The 14,697-nt window shown below is 62.9% G+C and carries 20 protein-coding genes and 1 pseudogene; 10 read left to right on the top strand and 11 right to left on the bottom strand.

Translation table 11 applies throughout. The features are described 5' to 3' along the window. Positions 1–265 precede the first annotated feature (265 nt). Together LZK98_RS04830 and LZK98_RS20665 are read left to right on the top strand one after the other, a co-directional pair. Positions 266–499, top strand: coding sequence for a hypothetical protein (locus LZK98_RS04830; protein ID WP_233785271.1), 234 nt, complete (start codon positions 266–268; stop codon positions 497–499). 168 nt (positions 500–667) lie between these two features. Beyond that, positions 668–874, top strand: a pseudogene (locus tag LZK98_RS20665) (IS630 family transposase); the annotation flags it as partial. 140 nt (positions 875–1,014) lie between these two features. Here LZK98_RS20665 and LZK98_RS04820 read toward each other — a convergent pair. From LZK98_RS04820 to LZK98_RS04795, 6 genes are all read right to left on the bottom strand, one after another. After that, positions 1,015–1,353: a DUF3761 domain-containing protein gene (locus LZK98_RS04820; protein ID WP_233785269.1), complete on the bottom strand. Its 339-nt coding sequence runs from the start codon at positions 1,351–1,353 to the stop codon at positions 1,015–1,017. After that, positions 1,350–1,886 carry a hypothetical protein gene (locus tag LZK98_RS04815; RefSeq protein ID WP_233785268.1) on the bottom strand — a complete coding sequence of 179 codons (537 nt, stop codon included), beginning with the start codon at positions 1,884–1,886 and terminating at the stop codon, positions 1,350–1,352. Before LZK98_RS04815 ends, LZK98_RS04820 begins: the two co-directional genes overlap by 4 nt. 12 nt (positions 1,887–1,898) lie before the next feature. Next, positions 1,899–2,321 carry a hypothetical protein gene (locus LZK98_RS04810; RefSeq protein ID WP_233783799.1) on the bottom strand — a complete coding sequence of 141 codons (423 nt, stop codon included), beginning with the start codon at positions 2,319–2,321 and terminating at the stop codon, positions 1,899–1,901. Positions 2,322–2,613: 292 nt separating this feature from the next. After that, positions 2,614–3,069 (bottom strand): hypothetical protein, encoded by a 456-nt coding sequence (locus LZK98_RS04805; protein WP_233785267.1) that lies wholly within the window; start codon positions 3,067–3,069, stop codon positions 2,614–2,616. A gap of 76 nt (positions 3,070–3,145) precedes the next feature. After that, the gene (locus tag LZK98_RS04800) at positions 3,146–3,631 is read right to left on the bottom strand and encodes a hypothetical protein (protein WP_233785266.1); all 486 of its coding nucleotides are present in this window, start codon (positions 3,629–3,631) and stop codon (positions 3,146–3,148) included. A 390-nt stretch (positions 3,632–4,021) separates the two neighbouring features. Next, positions 4,022–4,786: an ankyrin repeat domain-containing protein gene (locus LZK98_RS04795; protein WP_233785265.1), complete on the bottom strand. Its 765-nt coding sequence runs from the start codon at positions 4,784–4,786 to the stop codon at positions 4,022–4,024. 57 nt (positions 4,787–4,843) lie between these two features. Between LZK98_RS04795 and LZK98_RS04790 the strand changes: the two genes are divergently transcribed. Both LZK98_RS04790 and LZK98_RS04785 read left to right on the top strand, forming a co-directional pair. Continuing rightward, complete coding sequence (locus LZK98_RS04790) at positions 4,844–5,959, top strand: outer membrane protein assembly factor BamB family protein (protein ID WP_233785264.1); 1,116 nt, start codon at positions 4,844–4,846, stop codon at positions 5,957–5,959. A gap of 158 nt (positions 5,960–6,117) precedes the next feature. Then, positions 6,118–6,423, top strand: a complete 306-nt coding sequence (locus LZK98_RS04785; RefSeq protein ID WP_233785263.1) for a hypothetical protein — start codon at positions 6,118–6,120, stop codon at positions 6,421–6,423. A 519-nt stretch (positions 6,424–6,942) separates the two neighbouring features. Here LZK98_RS04785 and LZK98_RS04780 read toward each other — a convergent pair. Further along, a complete protein-coding gene (locus tag LZK98_RS04780) occupies positions 6,943–7,218 on the bottom strand; it encodes a hypothetical protein (protein ID WP_233785262.1) in 276 nt (91 codons plus the stop codon). Positions 7,219–7,809: 591 nt separating this feature from the next. Here LZK98_RS04780 and LZK98_RS04775 point away from each other — a divergent pair. Next, entirely contained in the window at positions 7,810–9,294 is a 1,485-nt protein-coding gene (locus LZK98_RS04775; protein WP_233785261.1) for a serine hydrolase, read from the top strand. A 219-nt stretch (positions 9,295–9,513) separates the two neighbouring features. Here LZK98_RS04775 and LZK98_RS04770 read toward each other — a convergent pair whose 3' ends face one another. Next, on the bottom strand, positions 9,514–9,939 hold the full coding sequence (locus LZK98_RS04770; protein WP_233785260.1) for a thermonuclease family protein: 426 nt from the start codon (positions 9,937–9,939) through the stop codon (positions 9,514–9,516). 423 nt (positions 9,940–10,362) lie between these two features. Between LZK98_RS04770 and LZK98_RS04765 the strand changes: the two genes are divergently transcribed. From LZK98_RS04765 to LZK98_RS04750, 4 genes are all read left to right on the top strand, one after another. Next, a complete protein-coding gene (locus tag LZK98_RS04765) occupies positions 10,363–10,683 on the top strand; it encodes a DUF736 domain-containing protein (protein ID WP_233785259.1) in 321 nt (106 codons plus the stop codon). A gap of 165 nt (positions 10,684–10,848) precedes the next feature. Beyond that, positions 10,849–11,076, top strand: coding sequence for a helix-turn-helix transcriptional regulator (locus LZK98_RS04760; RefSeq protein WP_233785258.1), 228 nt, complete (start codon positions 10,849–10,851; stop codon positions 11,074–11,076). Further along, complete coding sequence (locus LZK98_RS04755) at positions 11,069–11,665, top strand: S26 family signal peptidase (RefSeq protein WP_233785257.1); 597 nt, start codon at positions 11,069–11,071, stop codon at positions 11,663–11,665. The genes LZK98_RS04760 and LZK98_RS04755 overlap by 8 nt, the downstream gene beginning before the upstream one ends. Beyond that, positions 11,658–12,311, top strand: coding sequence for a lytic transglycosylase domain-containing protein (locus LZK98_RS04750; protein WP_233785256.1), 654 nt, complete (start codon positions 11,658–11,660; stop codon positions 12,309–12,311). Before LZK98_RS04755 ends, LZK98_RS04750 begins: the two co-directional genes overlap by 8 nt. Positions 12,312–12,381: 70 nt before the next feature. Here LZK98_RS04750 and LZK98_RS04745 read toward each other — a convergent pair whose 3' ends face one another. Both LZK98_RS04745 and LZK98_RS04740 read right to left on the bottom strand, forming a co-directional pair. Continuing rightward, entirely contained in the window at positions 12,382–12,561 is a 180-nt protein-coding gene (locus LZK98_RS04745; protein WP_233785255.1) for a YadA-like family protein, read from the bottom strand. A 695-nt stretch (positions 12,562–13,256) separates the two neighbouring features. Next, positions 13,257–13,481 carry a hypothetical protein gene (locus LZK98_RS04740; RefSeq protein ID WP_233785254.1) on the bottom strand — a complete coding sequence of 75 codons (225 nt, stop codon included), beginning with the start codon at positions 13,479–13,481 and terminating at the stop codon, positions 13,257–13,259. 125 nt (positions 13,482–13,606) lie between these two features. Here LZK98_RS04740 and aac(6') point away from each other — a divergent pair, with 125 nt between their 5' ends. Then, a complete protein-coding gene (gene aac(6') / locus LZK98_RS04735) occupies positions 13,607–14,059 on the top strand; it encodes an aminoglycoside 6'-N-acetyltransferase (protein WP_233785253.1) in 453 nt (150 codons plus the stop codon). 27 nt (positions 14,060–14,086) lie between these two features. On the opposite strand, the gene LZK98_RS04730 is transcribed toward aac(6'), so the two are convergent. Further along, positions 14,087–14,677, bottom strand: a complete 591-nt coding sequence (locus LZK98_RS04730; protein ID WP_233785252.1) for an alpha-ketoglutarate-dependent dioxygenase AlkB — start codon at positions 14,675–14,677, stop codon at positions 14,087–14,089. Positions 14,678–14,697 lie beyond the last annotated feature (20 nt).

Below are 14,697 nucleotides of genomic sequence, written 5' to 3'. Positions count from 1 at the left end.
GTGAATAGCCAAACTTTGAGTTTTCTGCCCGCCGTCATACTTCCAATCCCACGTCAGAAGCCTCCCAAAAGTTTGCGTGCTCAGGTCTATGATTCGGCTTCCTAGAGCGTTTCTAGGATGAGCGGAATCGCTTGGGGGATTCCCATTGGATTGATCGTGTGATTCATAGGGCGCCATCACGAAGGAGACGGCGATAGGTTGGCGATCGGGTCAAAGCTACTCGCAGGACTTGCGAGATCGGGTGCTCGGTGCGGTGGACGGCGGCATGGCTGCCCGCGAAGCGGCGACAATCTACAAGGTGAGCGTCACCTATATCTACAAAGCGTTGATCCGGCGCAGGCTGACGGGAGACGCAGGGATCAATCCGGGGCGCGGCCGCCCACCGCGAAAGCTCTCGAACGAGCAGGAGGTGGCACTGTGGGCGCACATCCGCTCGCGTCCCGGCATCACGCTGCCCAGGCGCAAGCCTGGCTACAGGCCGAGCATGGTATCGATCTGAGCACCGGCGCGGTTTGGAATACAGCTCAGCGACTGGGGTTGTCGTTCAAAAAAAGCCCTGCGCGCGGCCGAGCAGGATCGACCCGACATTGCCGCACGACGCAGATTGTGGAGGGCGGCACAGCCGTTCATCGACCCCAATAGCCTGGGTTGCCTCGATGAGACCGGGATGAGCACCAAGATGGCCCGGCGCTATGGATGGGCGCCCGTCGGCGAGCGCTGTCGCGACAGCGCGCCATTCGGTCACTGGAAGACGATGACCTTCGTCGCCGGCCTGCGCCTCACTGGCAGGACGGCGCCCTGGGTGCTTGATGGCCCGATGGATGGGGATGCTTTCCGCGCCTACGCCGAGCACGTCCTCGCGCCAACGCTCAGGCCTGGGGACGTCGTGGTGCTCGACAACCTGCCAGCTCACAAGGTCGCGGGTACCCAGCCAGCGCAGCAACGGCCATCCGAGCAGGACACCGGCGTAAGTACATCCCAGGATCAGAAGCGCCATATCCCGCAAGCGCCGCTTCACAGCCAAATCCCGACCCCGCCGTGGTGCGAGCAGGTGCCCCGGCGGCTATGGCTGAAGCTCCACGATCCATCACGGCATCGCGCGGTCGCACCCGGCGGGCGACGGTTCTCGAAGACGGGCCTGTGCACGACATGCCCGTCCGTGGAACGATAATAGGCACCGCCGAACAACGATCCGTCGAATACGCGCGATAGCGGCCGCCGGATCGTGCGCACGAGCGGGCGGTGCGGCTTGTCGACCCTCGCGTGCGGCGCAGCGCGACGGTGGCGCCGCGCATCAGTCGGCGCCGCGATCATGGCGGCGCAGGCGATGCACAGCGCGAGGCGCGCGATCACTGCGGCGTCGTCACCGCGGCTGGAGTCGTGACGGGCGCCGCGGGCGATGCCGCCATGTTCTTGCGGACGAACACCGACTGGTTGATCTTCTCGAACGCGTCCGAATAGACGGCCGGATCGTAGATCGGCTCCTCGTCCTGCGCGCCCGAGCCGTAGAGGGTCGACCTGACCTTCGCCATCACGAAGCTCAGGCGCACGTTGGTGACACCGGGCGCCCGCTCCTCGATGAACGCCGAGACAACCGGCGATTTCTTCGACTTTCCGAAGCCGCTCCACAAGCTGTAGGTCAGCTTCGATTTGGTCGAAGAGACGCCGGTGATGAGGCCCGTGTCCTTGTCGGCTGCCTGGATGCGATAGCCCGCATCCTGCAGTACGGTCATTACTGCGCCGAACACTAGCGCCTTGTCGCCTTCGATGTCGCGCGACTGCATCTGCTGGATCTCGAGCGCGCTGCGCTCCACCTTCTTTGCCGCCTCGGCGACACCGCCGGCGCAGGCGAGAGCCACCGCTCCCGCGAACAACATCCCCCTCATCATTTCCCCCCTTCAGAATGAGCTGCTGCGGCTCTGGAAATCGCTCACGACTTTGTCGGGACCGAACTTGATGATCAGCGTCATCGTGCGCTGGGTCTGCTCGCTCCGCGACTTGCGCGACCCGAAGCCAAGCCCGCCTCCGCCGCCGACACCCCCGCCACCCCCGCCGAGCAGCATCCCGATCGAGAAACCCGACGACTTGTCGTAGGTCACAGTGGCGTGACGATCATAGACCCACATCTCGCGGCCGTTGCCGTCGATGGTCGTAATATTGGGCGCGCCGAACGTCTCCAGCACTTCCGCCTGAGTGGTCGTCCCGACCTTGACGGTCATCTGCACCATGCCGTGCGTCAGCGCGTCGTTCTTCTCGGTCCGTTGCGCCATGGCCGGCGCGGCGCATGCCGCAACGGCGAGCGCGATCGCGATCGTCTTCACAAGAGCCCCCTTCGACTCGGCCGCCCCCGCAGCCGATCATAGTTTCAGATGAAACCTAACCGCGGTCAGCCGTCAAGTGGCGCGACCGTATCGGGGCCGAAAGCGGTCTGACGGGTTTTGGCTGCAATCTTGGAATAGCCGCCGTTCGTGCAAAAGTCAGCGTCATACATTCGGCGCGAACTTCAGCGGAGCTGAAGTCAAATTCCGCTGCCGCCTGAAGCCGCCGATAGCGATGCGGTGCAGATAGAGCCGAAGAGAGAATAGGCTTTCCCGGTGTACGCACAGCGGCCGATCAATCCTCGGCCGAAATGCGAGCGCCGGCTTCCTGAGCCGACCGGATGTACCATGCGTCGGCCGCTCCTCGACCCTGGGCGCGGAACCGTCGATTATACTCGGCAAGGAGGCTACCCATCTGGGTGCCTATCCTGCTGGCGGATCGCATATACCATTGCTTCGCTTTCGTCTCGCCGTCTTCACGCCAATGGCGCTGGAGGCCGGGACGAAGCGCCTCCAGTGCCGCCACTTGTACGCGATCTGCGATATCGTTCCTGCTCGAAGCTCGCCCGGAACGGTTGGACGAGCCGGATGACCGCGCCGGGCCGGTATTGATCGTGACTCGATTGATTTCTGCGTTCAGGAAAATATTGGCTTGGTTGTTGACCATTCCCGGGTCGTAAAATTGTGCATGACTTGGAGACGCCGCCGTCGCGAAAAATGCAGCTACCGTAACGAGATAGAGTTTCATCATCATAGCTTCTCCTGCTGCTGCTGACATCTTCGGCAACGACGAGTGAAATCAAAATTGCGGCCATGAAATTCTGCCGTTAGCGGCTTGCCCCATTCCTCACATATTGCTGTCCGGCCAGGCGAGCCTGATCGAGGAACCATTGGTCGGCGTTCCAAGTGCCATTCGTTCGCAACCGGCGTTGATATTCCGGCGCCATCGCGCCCATCTGCCTTCCCAGTTCTCTTGCTGCGATGTTGAGCCATCGTGCCGCGGCAGGTTTGCCATAGGCCGTCGTGCGCCGCTGGAACTCAGGGGCGATCGCGGCGATCGCAGCGTCGTACGTCCGATCGATAATAGACCGTGTGGATGTCGGCGTAGCGGTCGACCGCCTGTTCGGCTGCCCGTTCTGTTGTCTCGCTCGATCCGCACGAGCGCGCTCGCGATTGAGGCTGTCATTCTGGATCGATGACATGACCAGCGCATTGCCGGCATTCCAGTCCATGACATATTGCGCCTGTGCCGGAACGAATGCGAAGACAGCAGGCGCAAGCATTATAGCATTCACAATTAGATGGCGTTTCATAGCCTTGCTCCTCCTACCCCGACGTTTCCGTGGCTGAGAATGTGAAATCAAAAATTAGTGCAAACTGAACATTCCCCCGAAAAAGCACCGATCTTTACCGCCTCGGAACGCATCCGATGAGACGCTATCGTACTGATTGAAGTCGGGTCGATATCGATGCCATTGCATTTGATAGGCATCTGATCCTTATTGCTGTAGCATCAACCAAGCCATTGAGTGCTGCCGCCCCTCGCAGGCGCGTTGCGTCTCTAGCTTATGCCTCGACGTTCCGCGGCAAAAGCTGTTCTGTGCTCCCGGTGCAATCAACGCAATCGTGCAGGCCGACACTGGGCAAATGGAGCCGCCGTCCCAGCGGAGGCGCAGGTCAGAACCAAAGGATCAGGGCTGTTCTCACTTGGCCAAATCCGCGAAGCCATGGCTGACGAGCCAGTCTTGAACCGCTTTGCGGGCCGCTTTCGCTTCCCAGCTCATGACGCTTTCCTTGGGACGTATCGCAAAATATGCGGCGAACGTCTGACCGGACCTGTTGCGCATGGCAGGGTCGGCTCCAGCCTTCAGCAGAGCCAGTATATTCTCATAGTCGTTGATCTGCGCAGCAACATGAAGGGGGGTGTCGCCCTGGCGATCGGCAAGATTCGGGTTGGCCCGATGGGCCAGGAGAAGAGCGACGGCCTCGCGATTGCCGCTCATCAGCGCTTCAGCGAGCACGGGCGCCTCGGTTCGTCCGCTCGTGATGTCCGGGCTTGCGCCATTGTCCAGCAAGATTTTGAGATAGGCCTTGCGTCTTGTCATTGCGGCCATATGCAAGGCGGTCTGCCCTTCCAGCCCCTGCTGCGAGGGGTCGGCGCCCAATTCGAGCAGCAGTTTGAGCATTTGCGGTTCATCCTTGAGCATTGCCCACTGAAGCAAAGTGACGTTGTGCTGACCTTTATCGGCAAGGTTCGCTCCCTGCCTAACCAGTATGCGCACTTGCTCTGACTGCCCTGCGGCGATGGCTCGCGCCAATGCCGCCGTCGTGGGGTTGGCAAAAATCTGAACCGAATCCGTTTCTGATCGCGCGCCACCAGGATGGCATCCGGCGGCACCCATGACCAAGAGCAGAAGGGCCACGGCCGTGGACAGGATCATTCCTGATTGCAAGGAATCAGACCTCATGCTTTCAGCGTAGCCGGGTGGCTACGGTGCGGTCTATGCTGACAGATTGTGCACACTATGGCGCCTGAACCGCATTGGACAACCACCCTCAAGAAGGAGCATAGGGTCAAGGCACGGTCGCCCGTTATCATAGGGGATTCGGCATTTCAGCTTTTTCATTACGACAAGAGCGGCTTCTACGAGAGCAGCCTGCTTGCCCTCGACCTTGAGACCGGTGCTGAGCGGTGGCGGGCCACTATAGCCCATGTCGTCAATAAACCGATCGTCGGTCCTGACGGCACCGTTTATCTCAGCAGTTTCAAGGGGGCGGTCTATGCGCTTGGCGCCGATGGCCGTACGCGGTGGAAGACAAAACTTGGCAACCACAATATTGGCATGGCGGTTGTTCCGGTCGTCCGACCTAGCCGCCGCAAGCTCCATATCGATATGATCGCCAAGCTCGCCTTTGCAGCGGCCATGCTCCTGGCTCTGTCGAACGTCGCCGCCAGCGCCGCCGGAAAGGACTGGCTCGTCGAATCCAGAAGCGGCGACCTTGTCGTGAAGAGCATGGATGGTACGTCGCTTGCCTTTTCAGCTAAGGCCTATGCTCAAGCGCTCGTTCCTCGGGGCTACCGACCGGTTGAAGGCGAAAACGACGCCTGCGCAGTCGAAATCAGCTTGAGACCGCTTTCGCTGCTTGGCGACGCGTTGAGCTTTTCGCTTACCTATCGCCGCCTTCCCGGCAGTTGCGAATCGCCTTTGCGCAACGGAGGCTATCACGTAATCCGCGCCGTGCAGCTGGATACCGGGCGTCCCGCGCGGATCGAAGAAGTCATATCCCCAAAATTACTTTTCGAGGAGCTGCGGGCGAGGCGCGAAATCGCCGATTTGCTTGGAGCAAAGGCGTCGTCGGTCGCATCGCTCGCGGAACTCCTTGGGCGTCTCGACGCAGCCACCGCCACGCGATGTGATCGGCGCCTGACAGCCGAATCGTCCTCGGCATTCTATGTTGGCGGGATGGATGGAGATTTCGCGCAACTCCGCATCGCCTTTGACCAGGCATGCGGCCAGCTCGCCGATGATCCGGTTATCGATGTCATCCCGCTGACACTGCCCAGAAGCGCTTTCGAGAGTGGGACGATAGTGCGATTGCTCGATGCTCCTGAAGCGCATTTCCGGTTCGTAAGCACGTAGTGAATAGGGTGAACACATGGAATATGAGGCTTCTGCCCGAGATGGTCAGCCTATATTAATGACAGCGCTGGATTCCGACGGTTGATCTGAACGTTGAACAATGAGAAGATTTCTGTAGAGTGAGGGATGACATGCGCGTTCGATTGCTGGCGACATCCATGGCCATTGCCGTAACTCTTTCTAGCTCTGCAAGTGCGCAGATATTTGATACGGACTTTGGCGCGATGATTCTGAACCAGAACATTGGCGCCATTAACACTTACAGTACGCAAATAGACCGTATCAATAGCGAGCGTGATGCCGATTCGCGGCGGAACGGACGCCAGCAATCGACGCAGTCTCCTAATGCCCCCATTCCCGCAGCGACGATGGAGCAACTCAAGAGCGCCGTCATCGACGTTCTGGATCCGGAATATGGCGCCGTTTGGCAGCCTATGGACCGACGCATTCACAGAATTGGGTAAGCACTACTTTGAAGAGTGTCGGCGGACAGGTTGGGTCACTGACACCGGAATATCATCGCCGCGTGCGTTCCAGCGGACAAAGGGCGGCCGATAGCTGGCTCGTGTTCCGGACACGTCAGATTGCCAGCGGCTATGTAAATGCTGGGACGAATGTTGGAAGAACAACGTCCGGTGCGATACCCGCGTCGACGATGAACAGGGCGGGAACTGCGGCGTCACAAGCCATTCCCGATTCCGTCCTCAATCGCACGTAGGCCAATGCCTTCGCGTATCTGCAGGGTGAGTATAATCGCCGCGTTTCATCCTATGGCAGGGCGAATGCGGACCGGTGGATGAATGCGGCAGCGTGAGGTGGGACGGCAGACGGGAGCGCTCGGATCTGAATATCTCGAGCGCGTCAGGCGCGAGGGTGGCGCCAAAGCGGCCGATTGGTATGAGGCGAAGGCACGCGAAATCAGTCGCCGCTATGTTGAGAGCGGTCAGCAATGATCAATGTTAGATCCACTTCCGGATCTGCTTCTACCAGGCCCTTGGAAGCTCTCCTTTGGCCTGAAGAACGATATCGCCGCTGTCGTCTGTTGAGGCCGCACCGGATTTAAGCTTTTGCAGGAGATCCAGACTGAAAGCGTCTTCGCCAATTTCCGCCACGAGTCGCATGATTACGGCCTGCGCCTCTTCCTGGTTTGCGCGCACCTCATCGGGGGTGTGTCCGCTCCAATAGTAGCCCTTGTCATTATATCCGGCAACGCCATCGAGATGGTTGATTAGGCGAGTACGCGCATCGTCTGATACCATCGTCACTCCTCCAATTCAGCTAACCCGACTACCGGCGGGTTCGTCGGCAAGGTCGATCCATACTTAAGGCCGTTGCAGGCCAGGACATTCTCAACGTCGCCAAGATCCGACTCTCCATGATGGCGGGAGCCAGCATTCGGGCGCGGACTCATTGCGCTCGGCAGCAGATGCGCGCGCAGATGAGTTGGGTGACGATCCGCTCTCTGGCTCCGTTCCGGCAGCCTCTAGCGGCGTAGCCTGAACGAATGGCGGCTTTCAAGATCGGCTCAATCGCGCCCAAACGGCGACAGAAGGGCGCAAAGCGGACGCCTCGAAATGCCGTTGCAGCCAAGTCATCGACCCGAGATTGGCTGAGATCTTACCGTCGATGTGGGAGTCGCCACCTCCGCTCCCGGCCTGCGCGCCTTTTAGGAGAACGCATGGACGGACCATTGGCAAGGTGCACAACATGACCCATTCGCTGCTTGGGAAGCCGAGAGGCAGGAAATGTTATCCTTGCCTAAGGCATCCGACGTTGTGTATTATTGCGCTAATACACTACTAACTTATTCTAAGCGACGCAGATCGCGTGGCGGTGAATGGGGTGACGTCATGCAGCAAAATACTCACCGATCCGAACTTAGCCGTCGCCACTTCTTCGGGCTGATGCCGGTCGGCGTGGGACTCGCGCTGTTGCCGGAGCTGGCTCGAGCCATCGCGGTCGATCCGGTACAGTCGCTGGTCGATGACTTTGTAAAGAGCGGCAAGTCGGCCGCAGTTTCGGTTGCGGTGATTCGCGGCGGGTGGACGACTTTTCACAGCGCGGGCGTCGCGAACCGTGCGACCAACAAGCCAGCGAGTGAGCATGTGGTGTACGAGATCGGCTCGATTTCCAAGACCTTCACCGGTCTGATCCTCGCTCGTGCCATCATCGAGGGTCATGCCAAGCTCGACGACGACGTTCGAAAATACCTCCCTACGGGTTATGACAATCTGGTACGAAATGATCGCCCCGTACGCTTGATCGATCTGGTCACCACCACCTCCGGGCTGCCCGACAATATTCCCGACTGGATGGAACGATTTGGCAAGCTATCGCCTGCTGAAGCCCCGTTCGCCATTACGAAGATGCTTGCTGGCCAGGGCCCGCAGCAGTTCCTTGCGGATCTCAAGGGTGCGCGGCTGGTCGATACGCCAGGTCACCTACCGCGACATAGTAATGTCGCCTCGCAGCTCCAGGGGGTCATTGTTGAGCGCATCTACCGGGCGTCTTACGATGCGCTCCTCGCCCGCTTTATCGAGAAACCCTTCGGCATGCGCGCTGGCGGAGGCGCGGTGCCATCTACGCTGTTGGCAATTGGCTACGGGGACGACGGCGCCGAGAAACCTCCCTTGGACATACCAGTCATCCGCGCCGCAGGCGGGCTGCGCTATTCGGCGGCGGACATGGCGCGGTATATCTCCGAGCAAGTCGTCGCGTCCAATCCCGTTATCGCCTTTACCCATCAGCCTCTGTTCGGTTCGCCTGAGACAAATCAAGTCGGATTCCATTGGGTTATCGGGAAGACCGCTGAGAGCGAACCTTATCTGCGCCACTCCGGTGGATCGTTCGGCTGTTCGAGTTATTGTGCATTCTATCCCGAGAGACGCTGCGGATTGGTCGTGCTCGCCAACCGCGGTGGCGCCGAAAGCCGCACTCAGGGCCTTGGCGACGCGATCCATGCGGCGCTGTTTGGGCAACCCAAGGGGCTGATGGCGCTGGAGGCTGCGCTGGAGAGCAGCGGCTATGCCGATGTCGCCGGCACTATTGCCGAGGTGAAGACGCGCTTCCCTGAGTTGCACCTCAACGAGGACTTCATGAACGCATGGGGCTATCGCCTCCTGCGCAACTCGCGCGAGCGCGCCGCCTTAGGCGTCTTCACTTGGAATGCGGCGATGTATAGCGAAAGTTGGAACACGCACGACAGTCTTGCCGAAGCGCTGGCGGGTGTCGGAGACAAAGCCGGTGCAATCGTGGAGTATCGGCGCTCACTCGAACTCAATCCCGGCAATGACAGTGCCAGAGCGGCTTTGGCAGAGTTGCAGAAGCAGCCTTGATGCGGGCAACGTCTACCGAGCAATACGGATCGCACCCAGCAATCGTGAAGTTCGTCAATAAGCTGGCAGGCATTTCGCCTGCAACTGACGATAGTTGGCGATCTTGCAAGAACGACTGCTTCTGGGGCCGGTCGAAGCACGACCGAACGACCGTAATTAGGGTGCACAGCGGTCATAACCGTGATCGCCAAAACAGCGCTCGATCTCGATTTTGCCCAATCAGCGGCGACGCGTTCCGCACCAATCCGGCTTGGGGCTATGGTTTCGCCACCATCGCGCGATACCGCTGCGAACTAGCTCGTCGCCAAGGTCGCGGCCGTTCCAACTGACTCGCGCGACCGTACGCCGATAGCTCCGCCCGACCCGCTCAATCTGCACCGTCTGCCCGGTCAGCAGTTTGCGGACCGTTGCCGTCGCGGTGAGCCCTGCGGCAATCTCGCGCGCGCATTTCGCCTGGCCTTGCTGGGTCTCCGGCGCATCGATTCCGGCGATGCGGATGCGCTCGCCGCTCGTCAGCCGAAAGGTATCGCCGTCGATCACATAAGCGATCCGTCCTCGATCCGGCGCTGCACCGGTCAGCAGCAGCGCGGCCAATCCCGCGGCGCGACGCAGACCCCGTCCGTCCCCTCTCGCCGCCTTGCCCATGCCGTGCGCCGTGGCTCGCGTGCGCCCTTGATGCCATGCCATGGATCGTCCGCTATCGGCTCGGTCGCACATGCACAATCGCGGCGCGATGCGGCTCGCGCGCTGGTAATGGCCGAGACGATCAGGCGCGCGGGTGGTTCCTCCGCACGAGCAGGGTTCCACTCTCCTTCGCTGCCTCGACCCGCCGTTCCCGGCGCCTTGGCTCGACCTGGAACGGTCGCCGGCCCCGCAAAACCATCGCGAACGGCTTATTTCCCCGCCGGCTTCGCCAGCTCCTCGCGGCCGCTTCGCTCCAAATAAGCCCGCCGCTCCGGTCCTCCGCTCGCGCTGCGGCCCTTACGGGTTCGCATGTCCGGCTCGCGCCGTTCCTTCGGTCCGCCCATCGCCCGGAACGGTCCGGGCGAGCAACCAAGGAGACGAACAATGCCCGCTATCGGTTATGTCACCCGCGACGGCGACGGCTTCAAGGGCCAGATCAAGACGCTGTCGATCCGCACCGAGATCGAGATCGTGCCCAACCGCGCGAAGAGCGCGGACACTCAGCCTGACTATCGCGTCTCGGCTGGCGGGGTCGAGGTCGGCGCCGGCTGGATCCGGCGCGGCGAGATGTCGGGCCGGGACTATGTGTCGCTGAGCCTCGCCGCGCCCGAGTTCGGGCCGCGCCGGCTCTACGCCAACCTCGGCCGCGCCGCCGGCCAAGACGATGAGGACGCCTTCGCGATCATCTGGAACCCGGCCGACTGAGCGGCCAAGCGCTTCCGCGCTGTCGGCGCGGGAGCGCACCTTCGTGGGAATGGGGGTCGAAAACGCCTGCGCGCGAATTCGACCCTGCCCGGACGGGCGCACTTCAGCGAGCTTGGGCCAATCGCGGCGACATGTTCGCAGCCCGATACCGCCGGAGCCAAACCCATGGACGACGATGCCGACGCGCGCGCCAAGTCCGCGCGCCAGACCTGCCCGTTCCTTACCGCCAAGCAGACCGCGTTCCACCTCGGCATCGCGCCCTCGACGCTCAAGGCGATGCGCTTGGCCGGCAAGGGTCCGCGGTGCCGGATGCACGGCCGCACCTGGCGCTATCACATCGACGATATCGAAGCCTGGTCGGCAGCGAGCGCCAGGGGTGGCAATCATGGTTGAGACCCGCGACCTCCCGCTGTTCGCGTTCGGCGAGGCGCTCCGCCGGGCGCGGCGGCGCCGCCGGGCGCTGCTGCGCCGAAGCGCATTCGGCACGCTCGGTTTCGCTGCGCTCGCACTCACCATCGCGTTCCCGCCGCGCCCGCGTCTCGTCTGGAACGCCAGCGCAAGCGTCCCGCTTGGTCTGTACGGCGTCGGTCTGCGCGCGCCGATCGCGCGCGGCGATCTCGTGCTCGCCTGGCTGCCTGAGCCGGCCCGCACGCTTGCCGCCAAGCGGCGCTACCTCCCGAGGAACGTGCCGGCGATCAAGCGCGTCGCCGCGACCGCCGGCGCGCGCGTGTGCGGGCATAGGGGTCTCGTCACCATCGACGGCCAGGTCGCCGCGCACCGCCTCGCCGCCGACCGTTTCGGCCGGCCGTTGCCGCGCTGGCAAGGCTGCCGGACGCTCGGTCCCGGCGAGCTTCTCCTGCTCAATGCCCGGAGCCCCGACTCGTTCGACGGGCGCTATTTCGGGGTGAGCCGGACCGGCGATGTGATCGGCACGGTCCGTTCGCTCTGGACTTACACACAGCAGAAGGCCGCCGATGCCTAGCGCGCTCGCCGCCCTGCTGCTCGCCGCGCTCGGCGCACCCGACGCGCCCCATGCCGGGCCGCAACCGGTCGCGTCACTCGTCGATCCGGTGATGCGCTGGCGATCCTACATGCGCGAGGCGTCGCAGCGCTTCGGCATCCCGCTCGAATGGATCGAACGCGTCATGCGCGCCGAGAGTGGCGGCCGCACACACCTCGACGGACGGCCGATCACCAGCCACGCCGGCGCGATGGGGCTCATGCAGATCATGCCGGCGACCTGGACCGAACTGCGCGCCGAACTCGGCCTCGGCGACGATCCTCATGATCCCCGCGACAATATCCTCGCCGGCACCTGCTACCTGCGGCGCATGTACGACCGGTTCGGCTATCCTGGGCTGTTCGGCGCCTATAATGCCGGGCCGGCACGCTATGCCGCCTGGCTTGCGGGTGCGCGCCGGCTTCCCGCCGAGACCCGCGCGTATCTCGCCGAGGTCGGCGGCGGCTCGACATCGTCGCCGACGGTCGAAGCCCACGCCGATCAGGCGACGTTGTTCGCTATCCAGGCCAGCGTGCCACCATCGGTCGCGCCGACGTCCCGGCCCTCGCGCTCACGCCTGTTCGCCGTCCTATCGAGGGAGGCGGCGCCCGTCCTCGATCGCGATTGAGCAGGCGACTGCCGAGCGAGGTTGCAGGTCGCGACCGGGCAGCTTCTCCGTTGCCCGATCGCTTGCGCCTCTACCAGCCGAAGGTCATTCCCATCCGGCCGCCGGTGGAGCCCTTCACGCTCGACCGGGCGATGCCGCCGCTCACCCAGACATGGTCGGTGACGCGGGCAATCGCGGCACCGGAGAAGCCCTGCTCTCCGCGATAGGTGGCGAGATTGAAGGACAGGGCGAGGCGGCTGTCGGGCGGCATCACGGTTCCGCCGCGGCGATGCCGCCCTCGGCCTGGCGCAGGCCGCGCCCGACCGTGCTCTCCAGCGTGCTAACCCGCCGCCAAGCCCTTCGAGCTCGGCGACATCGATAGTCGATGTGGCGAGATTGCCGGCGAGGTCCGAGGTCACGAGCCGCACCGCACCGCTCTGCGCCGCGCGGCTCGCATCCGAGGCGACGCCCGCCAGCTTGTGGCGCGGGTCGACTGCTGGCCGACCTTTTGGCGCAGCACCGGACCTCGACGAACAAGATGTTCGCTAAGCTATTGTTTTTCGCCGGCCACTTCCCACCTCATGCGCATCGTTCAACAACGGAAAGGAGGTGGTCAGATGTCTCATTGTCATATGCCGATCGCGGCAGTTCGGATGAGCAAGACCGCCACCGCGGGGGTCCGGCACGCCTGATCCGGCCGCGTTCGGCTGACAATGGAAAGGCAGCTCCGTAAGGGGCGGCCTTTCGCATTCCAGGGCAATGGATTTCGGCCCATGGCGGCGCAGCCCCTTTGTTCGGCGAACGGCGTGACGCGGAGCCGCGGCTGCTTTTCAAGCGCGAGCGACGACGCCAGCTAGCCTGCGAACAGCAGCGACATTATGCCGCACCAGATCCCATAGGCGAGCGAGCTGCCGACCAGCACGGCTAGGATCAGATATTCGACATCCGCAACAGTCGGGCGGCGCTTCATCCGCGATGCTCCCGATGAACTCCCGCCATCGTCGCCTGGCGCTTGCCGCACCGGGTGCAGCGCAGGCGCTTTGCCGCCTGATCGAGCGGCAAAACCGGCGGGAACATTTCGACGATCACTTTTGGCGAGATGACGACCGTTCGGCCGCATGCGCAACGGATTTCCGCATGCTGCCTCTTGCTCTGAAACTCGTACACGACCCGCACACGGTGATCGGCCATCGACGAACGAAAGCAGAACAAATCCATGTAGGAAAGGGGATTTCGCGTCTAGCCAGGCGCTTGGGTGACGCCGGACACGCCCACATTGGATTGCGGGAACCCAGTCCGCCGCCTAGCGAGCTCCGATGCTGATCCGAAAAGCTGCAGCTGCCGACATCGATGATTGGGCCGCGCTGCGCGCCGAGCTTTGGCCTGAAGCGAGCGCAGACGAGCATCGGCAAGAGCTCGCTGAGACCTCCTTTGACGATGACGACCGCGCCGTCTGCTTCCTCGCCGTCGACGCGGCCGGCGCCATCCTGGCGTTCGCCGAAGCCTCGCTGCGAACCGACTATGTCAACGGCTGCGAGACCTCGCCGGTGGCGTTCCTCGAAGGCATTTACGTCCGGCCCCGGCATCGGCGAACGGGCCTCGGGCAAGCGCTCAGCGCCGCGGTCGAGCAGTGGGCGCGTGCCACCGGCTGCACCGAGCTCGCCTCGGATGCGCTGCTCGAGAATACGGCCAGCCACCGTTTCCATGGCGCGATCGGCTTCGAGGAAACCGAGCGGGTCGTCTATTTCCGCAAGCAGCTCGGCAGCTGATCCGGGCTGCCTCGCGCCGGGGCAAGGTCATCCCTCGCGTTCGTGCGAGACAGCCTTGCCGCGCTCCGACAGGCTACGGAATGTGACCGACCAGCGCGTCACGTCCATCGGCGCGATGCTGTGCTCCCAGCCGTGGCGGACCTCGCCGGCGAGATGATAGATCGAGCGCGGCGCAAGGTTCTGTGCCGCCCGCGCGAAGCCGCCGTCCGGCTTGCGACGCCTCAGGCGCAGCACCGCCTCGGCGCCGAGCGACAGGCCGACGACATGCTCGAACACCGGCCGATCGCGGTGCCAGCCGATGCCGGCGCCAGGGTCGTAGCGGATCAGCAACGCCTGGACGAGCGCGTCGGGATCGAGCCCGGCGAACGCCGCCGCCCGCGTGCGGATCGGCAGCAGGAATTCCGGGATCGGCGTCGTCGGCGCAAATGTGGCTTTGTCGAAATCATACTGCCAGCCGAACGAGGCGGTCAGCCGTTTGCCGGTCCAGCCCTGGAAACGGAACGGCGACAGCGCCGCGCCGTCGATTCCCGCGATCAGAGCGCGCTCGTCCTCGGCCGTAAGGAAGTCCTCGGCATAGGCAAGGCCCGGAACGGCAGGAAGGTCAAAGAGGTCGGCCATGGAACGCGTGTGCGCCCGCG

The sequence above is a fragment of the Sphingomonas cannabina genome, assembly GCF_021391395.1.
Taxonomy (GTDB): Bacteria; Pseudomonadota; Alphaproteobacteria; order Sphingomonadales; family Sphingomonadaceae; genus Sphingomonas; species Sphingomonas cannabina.
Note: the sequence above shows the minus strand (reverse complement) of the source record. Positions and strands in the feature narration are given on the sequence as shown.